Source organism: Gordonibacter pamelaeae 7-10-1-b (genome assembly GCF_000210055.1).
In the GTDB taxonomy this organism is placed as follows: domain Bacteria; phylum Actinomycetota; class Coriobacteriia; order Coriobacteriales; family Eggerthellaceae; genus Gordonibacter; species Gordonibacter pamelaeae.
In genome coordinates this window covers 731,307-739,313 of sequence record NC_021021.1, presented here as the reverse complement: position 1 = coordinate 739,313, position 8,007 = coordinate 731,307, and the positions used below count along the sequence as shown (strand labels likewise).

General features: G+C 66.2%; 12 protein-coding genes. 6 read left to right on the top strand and 6 right to left on the bottom strand.

Annotated elements, in window-relative coordinates:
- Positions 1 to 4: 4 nt before the first annotated feature.
- Positions 5 to 751: a biosynthetic peptidoglycan transglycosylase gene (locus tag GPA_RS03535; RefSeq protein ID WP_015538955.1), complete on the bottom strand. Its 747-nt coding sequence runs from the start codon at positions 749 to 751 to the stop codon at positions 5 to 7.
- Between the two features lie 208 nt (positions 752 to 959).
- Between GPA_RS03535 and GPA_RS03530 the strand changes: the two genes are divergently transcribed.
- Complete coding sequence (locus tag GPA_RS03530; protein ID WP_015538954.1) at positions 960 to 1,370, top strand: RrF2 family transcriptional regulator; 411 nt, start codon at positions 960 to 962, stop codon at positions 1,368 to 1,370.
- Positions 1,371 to 1,493: 123 nt separating this feature from the next.
- On the opposite strand, the gene GPA_RS03525 is transcribed toward GPA_RS03530, so the two are convergent.
- From GPA_RS03525 to GPA_RS03510, 4 genes are all read right to left on the bottom strand, one after another.
- Positions 1,494 to 2,207 carry an ABC-2 transporter permease gene (locus GPA_RS03525; RefSeq protein WP_015538953.1) on the bottom strand — a complete coding sequence of 238 codons (714 nt, stop codon included), beginning with the start codon at positions 2,205 to 2,207 and terminating at the stop codon, positions 1,494 to 1,496.
- A 95-nt stretch (positions 2,208 to 2,302) separates the two neighbouring features.
- Complete coding sequence (locus tag GPA_RS03520; RefSeq protein WP_015538952.1) at positions 2,303 to 3,004, bottom strand: ABC-2 transporter permease; 702 nt, start codon at positions 3,002 to 3,004, stop codon at positions 2,303 to 2,305.
- Positions 3,001 to 3,888, bottom strand: coding sequence for an ABC transporter ATP-binding protein (locus tag GPA_RS03515; protein ID WP_015538951.1), 888 nt, complete (start codon positions 3,886 to 3,888; stop codon positions 3,001 to 3,003). Before GPA_RS03515 ends, GPA_RS03520 begins: the two co-directional genes overlap by 4 nt.
- Positions 3,889 to 3,952: 64 nt before the next feature.
- A complete protein-coding gene (locus tag GPA_RS03510; protein WP_041238960.1) occupies positions 3,953 to 4,324 on the bottom strand; it encodes a GntR family transcriptional regulator in 372 nt (123 codons plus the stop codon).
- A 299-nt stretch (positions 4,325 to 4,623) separates the two neighbouring features.
- Here GPA_RS03510 and GPA_RS03505 point away from each other — a divergent pair, with 299 nt between their 5' ends.
- The 3 genes from GPA_RS03505 to GPA_RS03495 are packed head-to-tail and all read left to right on the top strand — an operon-like array spanning position 4,624 to position 5,829.
- A complete protein-coding gene (locus GPA_RS03505) occupies positions 4,624 to 5,016 on the top strand; it encodes a type II toxin-antitoxin system RelB/DinJ family antitoxin (protein WP_015538950.1) in 393 nt (130 codons plus the stop codon).
- On the top strand, positions 5,000 to 5,464 hold the full coding sequence (locus tag GPA_RS03500) for a type II toxin-antitoxin system VapC family toxin (protein ID WP_015538949.1): 465 nt from the start codon (positions 5,000 to 5,002) through the stop codon (positions 5,462 to 5,464). The genes GPA_RS03505 and GPA_RS03500 overlap by 17 nt, the downstream gene beginning before the upstream one ends.
- Positions 5,464 to 5,829 (top strand): arsenate reductase family protein, encoded by a 366-nt coding sequence (locus GPA_RS03495; RefSeq protein WP_041238958.1) that lies wholly within the window; start codon positions 5,464 to 5,466, stop codon positions 5,827 to 5,829. The genes GPA_RS03500 and GPA_RS03495 overlap by 1 nt, the downstream gene beginning before the upstream one ends.
- A 318-nt stretch (positions 5,830 to 6,147) precedes the next feature.
- On the opposite strand, the gene dtd is transcribed toward GPA_RS03495, so the two are convergent.
- A complete protein-coding gene (dtd, locus tag GPA_RS03490) occupies positions 6,148 to 6,594 on the bottom strand; it encodes a D-aminoacyl-tRNA deacylase (RefSeq protein WP_041238956.1) in 447 nt (148 codons plus the stop codon).
- A gap of 267 nt (positions 6,595 to 6,861) precedes the next feature.
- Here dtd and bilS point away from each other — a divergent pair, with 267 nt between their 5' ends.
- Both bilS and GPA_RS03480 read left to right on the top strand, forming a co-directional pair.
- Complete coding sequence (gene bilS / locus GPA_RS03485; RefSeq protein ID WP_015538947.1) at positions 6,862 to 7,383, top strand: flavodoxin family protein BilS; 522 nt, start codon at positions 6,862 to 6,864, stop codon at positions 7,381 to 7,383.
- 69 nt (positions 7,384 to 7,452) lie between these two features.
- Positions 7,453 to 7,713 carry a TfoX/Sxy family protein gene (locus tag GPA_RS03480; RefSeq protein ID WP_015538946.1) on the top strand — a complete coding sequence of 87 codons (261 nt, stop codon included), beginning with the start codon at positions 7,453 to 7,455 and terminating at the stop codon, positions 7,711 to 7,713.
- Positions 7,714 to 8,007 lie beyond the last annotated feature (294 nt).

Sequence of the window (8,007 nt, the reverse complement as noted above, 5' to 3'; positions counted from 1 at the left end):
GCCCCTACGCCCCTGCGCCCTGTGCGCCGATGCGGCGGGCATCGGCTTCGTCGAGGTAGTCGTAGGCCACGAGCTTCTTCAGCACCTGGCACTGCCGCTGGCGGGCGAGGTCGGGGTTCTCGGAGAGCGCGTAGGCGCTCGGCGCGTTGGGGATGCCGGCCAGGAGCGTGCACTCGCCTGCGTCGAGCGCGCCCGGCTCCTTGCCGAAGTAGCCGACGCTGGCATTGCCGATGCCCTCGTAGCCGTCGCCGAAGTAGATGGAGTTCACGTACAGCTCCAGTATTTCCCGCTTCGTGAAGCGCTGCTCCATGGTCAGCGCCATGAACACCTCGGCCACCTTGCGCTCGACGGTCTGCTCCTGCGTGAAGTACTGGTTCTTCGCCAGCTGCTGCGTGATGGTGCTGCCGCCCTCCACGATCGCCCCGGCCTTGAGGTCGTTCACGAGGGCTCGTCCGGTGGCGATGACGTCGAAGCCCGGGTGGGCGTAGAACCGGTGGTCCTCTACGGCCACGACTGCCTGCAGGTACAGGTCGGGCAGCTCCTGGATGGGCGTGAAGCCGGATGCGCTCTCGATGCGCTGCTCCATCTCGTCCAGCGGGAGCGCGGCCAGGGCCTCGCGGTACTGGTTGAAGCCGCGTGCCACGAAGAACGTGGCGGCGAGCGCCACCAGGACGATGACGAATATCAGCAGGTTTCCGACAAGCCGTGCGACCGGCCGGTCCGGGGTGGTGCGCTGCATGCTCGGTGCCATGGCGGTGCCTTTCCCTTGCCTTGTTTCCCTACGCTTTCCGTTATACCAAGCCTTCCTTAACGCAACCTTACCGACCGCTTGCCCGGGCCTTACATTCCTGAAAGGAAGATCGGCGCGGATATGCTACCGATGCGCTATACTTACGGCGGTTGAACGGCTGCCCGCAGGTGGAGACGGGTGCGACGAAGCGGTGAGGACGGTGGCGGACATGATGATTTCGACGAAGGGGCGCTACGCCCTGCGGCTCATGATCGACATTGCCAGCCGCGAGCAGGACGGCTCACCCGTGACCATGCGCCAGGCGGCCGCGCGCGAGGACTTGTCCGTGAAGTACCTCGAGCAGCTGGGCGGTGCCTTGGTGAAGGCCGGCATCCTGAAGAGCATCCGAGGCGTGAGCGGCGGCTACCTGCTTGCCAAGCCCGCCGAGGACATCACCGCCGGCGATGTCTTGCGCGCCACCGAGGGCGGCTGCGCCCCCGTGGCCTGCCTCGAGGACGGCGCCGAAGCCTGCCCGCGCCGCAGCGAGTGCGTGGCCGTGAATTTCTGGCGAGGCCTGGACCGCACCATCGAGGGCTACGTGGACGGCGTCACCCTGGCCGACCTCGTGAAGATGGGCTAGCGCGGCCCCGGGCGCCCGCTTGACGCGCAATCCGACGGAGGCGGCGGCCGAGTCGCGCAGACCGCCTTGCCCTGCATGGGCGCCCCTTCCCCGGTGCGGGGCCCTGGGAACCGGTGGCTTCGGCTAGAAATCGCGCCGGCGGTAGGCGGCAAGGCATGCGGCGCAGGATGCAACGTAGAGCGCGAGCGCGCTCGCCGCCAAGGCGCCCGCCACCGCGAGGAACGTCTCGGACGACGTGGCGAGCGAGACGAGCCCGCCGAGGAACGCGGGTGCCGCCTCCGGCCTGGCCCAGACGTTGACGATCGGGCCGATGGCAAGCACGGAAACCATCATGACCAGCGCCATCGCGTAGCGCGGGCCGTTTCCCATGCCGAAGCTGAAGAACGTGGGCAGCATGATTCCCCCGACCACGAATGCGAGCGCAAGCGACGCGGCAGCGGACCAGGCGAGCCCGATCGCGTCGAAGCCGCCCGGGCGGAGCACGAGCGCCGCATAGGCCGGCACCCCCTGCACGGCCAGCGTGGCAGCCAGGTAGACCGCCACGCCCATCAGCGTGCCCGCCGCGGCGACGGCCGCGAGGAACGCGTAGCGGCCGAGCACGACGCCCGTGCGGGTGAGCGGCATGGTCAGGCGGAACCGGCTCCAATCGCGCCGGTCGTCGTAGAGCGCGAGCGCCTGCGCGACCGAGACTACGGAAATCATGCCGAAATACGGGATGATGCCCGGATGGCTGCCCATCATGAGGGCGGCCGCGCCTCCCATGCCCAAAAGCAGCAGCAGGTAGCGCCGCAGCAGCTTCTTCACGGTGATGAAATCCATCAGGAACATCGCTTTCATGGGCTGGGCTTCCTTTCCCTTGGTCGGTGCGCTCCGGCGCCCGGCAGAAGCGCCGCCTGCTTGCCGGGGCGGTGCAGGCGGCGCGGGGGTGCTGCTTAGAACTCCCGCCTCTCGTACAGCTTCACGGAAAGCATGCACGAGAGCACGGTGAGCACGGCCATGACGGCCAGCACCGCGGCGACCAAGGCGACGGTGCCCGTCGGCGTGCTCGCCCAAGCGGCCAGGTCGAGGACGAATGCGGGCGGCGGGCCGGCTTTCTGCACGAGCACCGTCCCGATGGGCAGCAGGATGATGAACGCCAGCGGAAGGTAGCGCACGGCCTTCGTCATGCCGAAGCGCGCGACGAGCGGCAGGGCGACGAGCCAGAGGGCGAGCGAGAACGCGATGGAGGCTGCAACCATGCCCAGCACTATCTGCCAGTCCATGCCCTCGAAGAGGCCGGCGAACAGCTCGGTTTGCGGAAGAGCGAGCGACAATCCGTACACGATGGCGGTGACCGCCACGCCCAGCACGAGCCCGACCAGCGTCATGACGACGAACGTGGCGTAGCGGCCCTGCACGACGTTCGCACGCGAGAGGGGCAGCGTGAGGCGGAAGCGCTCCCAGTCGTTGCGCTCGTCGAAGGCCACCAGCGTGAAGCCCACCGAGTAGGCCAGCATGAGCGCCATGATGAGCATGATGCACAGGGCGGAGCCGGTGGATACCGTGAGGACCAGGGCCACCACCACGCCCAGCAGCAGCTGCGACCGTGCGAGCTTCTTGGCCGTCAACAGGTCGAACATGAGCATGGTCTTCATCGGGCCTCTCCTTTCAGCATGAGCGACATGTACGTTTCGATGTCGGCCCGCTCCAATACGATGTGGGGGAACCTCGCTGCGAACGCCTGGCGGTCGGGAACGAGGACGGTGGTGCCGTAGGTGCTGCGCTCGTAGCGCATCCCGCCGCGGGGGAAGAAGCCGCTGTCCACGATGGCGTCGAACTCGGCCGCGCGGCACTGCGCCACGCCGGCCACATCGGTGATGACGTCCTTCTCCACCGAGAACACGATGCGGCCCGCATCGATGCACACGATGTAGTCCGCGATCTTCTCCAGGTCGCTGGTGATGTGGCTGGACATGAGGATGCCGCGGCCCTCGTGGCCCATGTACAGGCGCAGCGTGTCGAGCGCCTCCTCGCGGGCCATAGGGTCGAGGCCGGCCGTGGCCTCGTCGAGCACGAGCAGGTCGGGGTTGTGGGCCAGCGCGCACGCCAGCGACAGCTTCATGCCCATGCCGCGCGACAGTTCCTTCACCGTCTTGTCCTGGGGCAGCTGGAACGCGTGGGCGAACGTGCGGAACGCGCCGGGGTTCCAGTCCTTGTAGCTTTGGGCCATGAGCTTGCTCACCGTGTCCACCGTGAGCTCCTCGGGGAACGAGCACGTGTCGAACACCACGCCGATGCGTTGCTTGAGTTGGGCGAGGCGCTTCTCGGGCGCGCCGGTGACCTCCTCGCCGAAGAGCGAGATGGAGCCGCCGTCGGGGCGGATGAGCCCGAGTATCGCCTTGATGGTGGTGGTCTTGCCGGCGCCGTTGGAGCCGATGAAGCCCACGACGCTGCCGGCCAGCACGCTTAGGGAGATGCCTTCCAGATCGAAGTCGTCGTAGCGCTTTTCCAGATTCTGTATGCGCAAAAGGTCGCTCATCAGTCGTCACTTTCTTCCGTGGTCGAACGGTTTGGGGATGGTGCCCGGCGGGCGCCTTCCCCGGTCAGTCCTCCATGAGGAGGTCGAGCATGTCGTGGAGCTCGCCCGGCGCGACGCCCGCGCTGCGGGCCTCCTCCACCGCGCGCGCCATCAGGTCCTCGATGTGCTTCAAGCGCTCCTCGCGCAGAAGCTCCATGTTGCCGCCGGCGACGAAGCTGCCCTTGCCCTGCACCGTCTCGATGAACCCTTGGGCCTCGAGGTCGGCGTAGGCGCGCTTGGTGGTGATGACGCTGATGCGCAGGTCGTTCGCCAACGCGCGCATCGAGGGAAGCTGGGCGCCCTCCGCGAGCGTGCCGTTCAGGATGAGGTTCTTCATCTGGGCGGTGATCTGCTCGTAGATGGGCTTGTCGCTTGCGTTCGAGATGATGATGTCCAACGGTGCTCCTCGTCTTGTCCCTTGAGGGGGCGCCCGGCGTCCCAAGCGCTCCCGGCGGCGGAGCCGCGACGTCTCGCCGCTTCGCCTGACGGCCGGGAAACACGTTCTTCCCCGCCGCCCCGAGGGTTCCCCGCCTTGCACCCCGCCTCGCGACAGTGTTCAAAGTGTATATACCCTCTATGCACACTATAAACACCTAAGGCGAAGGGTGTCAAGGGGAAGGAAGCGAAATTCGCGGAACTTGAAAGTAATACGGTATTACGATACACTGTTCTCCAGTGATTGAAGGGAGGTTTGGCATGGACGCTGTAACGGAAAAGGGTGACCCCAGGACCTCGAAGAAGGCTGTCGGCAAGGCTTCGGAGAAGTCGGGTCGAGTCGATTCCATCGTCACCGCCCGTGTGCCGACGGAGATCAAGAAGCAAGGCAATGCTGTGTTGGAGAAGATCGGTGCTACCCCTACCGAGCTGATCAATTCGGCTTACGAATATGCTATTTCGCATGGGAGTTTGCCAACCGAAGGGGGGTTCGTGCGCCCAGGCCCGAGGAAGCTGACACCGGGCCAAAAAAACAAGCTCAAAGAGCGCGGACGTAGGATGCTGGTCAAGCCCGGTGGCGATGCCCTGAACGGTCGTTCGCTCAAAGACGTTCTCGCTGAAATGAGGTATGCCGATTATGAGGCTCTTTCTTGACACGAACGTGCTTATCGACCTCTACCAGGAACGGCATCCGTACTATGAGGACGTGAAAAAGCTTCAGATCATGGAGGAGTTCGGTGATGCCGAGCTATGGGCTTCGGCGAAATCGTTCACCGATATCTACTACATTATGCGGAAGGAATGCGTCGGCGCCGACATACTCCGCGGCTTTGATGCGAGTTTCGAGTTCCTTCGCATCTGCTCGATTGACGGGGAAGACGTGAAAAGCGCCGTGAGGCTCGAATGGATGGACTTCGAGGATTGCGTGATTGAAATGGCCGCTCGAAAGGTGAAGGCCGATTTTCTCCTTACTCGGGATGCGGCCGGCTTTGCCCAATCGAAGATCCCGGTAAAACGCCCCGAGGCATTCCTCGATTGGGTTGAGAGAGAGCGCGGACTTTCGTACGGAGATGTCGACTGGTGGAGTGATGGGGAGGAATGATGGCTAGCGTGCTGTTCTTGGAGTACCCGAAGTGCTCCACCTGCAAGAAGGCGAAGGCATGGCTCGACGCGCACGGCGTGGCGTATGCCGACCGGCACATCGTGGAGGACAACCCGACGGCCGACGAGCTGGCGGCGTGGCATGCGGCCAGCGGGTTGCCGCTGTGGCGCTTCTTCAACACGAGCGGCATGGTGTACCGCGAGCGCAACGTGAAGGCGCTCCTCGATGCGGGCATGGGCGACGAGGAGGCGTACGCGCTGCTTGCGGAGGACGGCATGCTGGTGAAGCGGCCGCTCGTGGTGGGCGAGGACTTCGTGCTCGTGGGCTTCAAGGAAGCGGAATGGGAGCAGGCGCTGCTGGGCTAGCAGGCAGTCTGGCGGCGCCGGCGCTTGCGGCGCCGGGCCGGATATATCATGGGACGGCAAGGCGCGCGCCGGAAAGCTACCTTTTTGGCAGATTTCGAAGGTTATTCGTCATCGACGGCCGCCCGGCTAGCCCCTGTGTCGCGTTCCGACGGCGACAGGCTGCGTTTCCCCAGTTCAAATGAGGTTCGTCTGCGATGTGTTCCCGGAGCCTGTCCAAGCTACGACGAATAACTTCGATTTCTGCCACGAACGATGGCTTTCCTCGCCCAACGAGTTTTCTTGCTCGCGGCTCGGCGATGCACGACGGGCTTGTGCGCATCAGAGCTCGTCGGTGTCGAGCCAGAGCGTGAAGGGTCCGTCGTTCACCAGGGACACGTCCATGTACGCGCCGAAGCGGCCCGTTTCCACGCGGGCCACGTCGCGTCGGGCGCGCTCGGCGAACCACTCGTAGAGGCGGTTCGCCTCGCCGGGTGCGCCCGCTGCGGTGAACGAGGGGCGGTTGCCCTTCCTGCAGCTGGCGTACAGCGTGAACTGCGACACCACCAGCACCTCGCCCCCGACGTCGGCCAGCGACAGGTTCGTCTTGCCGTCGTCGTCCTCGAAGATGCGCAGGCGCGCGATCTTTCTCCAGAGGCGCTCGGCCTGCTCCTCGCCGTCGCCGTGGCCCACGCCCAGCAGGATGAGCAGGCCGTGCCCGATGCTGCCAACCGTCTCGCCGTCGATGTCCACCTGCGCGCTGCTCACACGCTGAATGACTGCCCGCATGGATGCTCCCTTTCCTAAGCCTGCTTCTTTGCCGCGGCGCAGGGGCGCGCTTGGCGCGTTGCCGCGAGGTGCGCTGCCATCGCAGGATCCGGCGCCGCTGCGCCTGCTTCGCCCTGCCGCCGCTTTCGCTCGGTGCCTGCGATGCTGTTGTTTTGCCGTTCGGTTCAGTATAGCGGGGTTTACATGGATGCCGGGCGGGCGTATAACGATCTGCATCCGAACAGCGGCGGCCCTTGCGCCGCCGCCCCGAAGTAAGGAGCGAAGCCCATGACGTACGCGATCGTCTACGACAGCAGGACCGGCAACACCGAGGAGCTCGCGCGCGCCGTGGCCGAGGCACTGCCCGCCCAAGGGCGCCTGGCGTTCGGGCGCGTGGGCGAGGTGGACGCCGCCTCCGTGGCGCAGGCCGACCGCGTGTACGCGGGCTTCTGGACGAACCGGGGCGACTGCACCGACGAGATGGGGGAGCTGCTGGCCGGCTTGGCGGGCAAGGAGGTGTTCCTGTTCGGCACGTGCGGGTTCGGTGCCGACGAGACGTACTTCGCCGGCGTGGCGGCCCGCGCGGCCGCGCATCTGCCAGAGTCGGCGCAGCTCATAGGCACGTTCATGTGCCAGGGCCGCATGCCTTCGAGTGTGCGCCGCCGCTACGAGCGCACGGCCGAGGCGAATCCCGTGCAAGCCGCCCGCATGGCGCAGCTCATCGCGAACTTCGACGAGGCGGCCGCGCACCCGAACGACGCCGATCTTGCGCGCCTGCGCGCCAGGGTGCAGGCTGCGCCTTCGGCCTAAGGCTCGGGGGCCGCCGGCCCTCGAGCGCGTGCGAACCGCTGCTTCCGCAGCGAGAAACGGAGGACTCCCATGGCGAATCTCACCGATCTGCCGAACATCGGCCCCCATGCAGCCGAGCAGCTTGCCCAGGTGGGCATCGCGACGCCCGATGACCTGATGGCCGCAGGGGCCGAGCAGGCGTGGCTCAAAGTGCAGGCCATCGACCCCGGCGTGTGCCTGCACATGCTCTACGGCTTGGAGGGCGCGGTGCAGGGCATCCCGAAGAAGGAGCTCGACCCCGCCCGCAAGCAGGAGCTCAAGGCGTTCATGGACGCGAACAGGCCGGCGTAGGGGACGCGGCGCGGGAAGGAGCGCGGCAGGCGCGGCGGGGCGCCGGTGGAAACGTCGTGCTGATTGTCGCACGACAAAATGGTATGCTGTGCAGGAACGCGTCCCGGCGGGCGCGGCGGACGGCGGAGACGGCGAGAGGGGGAGCGGTGGTCTTCGGCGAGCTCATCGTGTGGTACCTGTTCCTCGGCGGCACCGCTGCCGGGAGCTTCGCGGTGCTCTCCGCCATCGACCTGTACACGGCCTTCTCGCATGCGAACGACCCGCACCTCGCCCGCACGCCCCGCGGTACCCGCG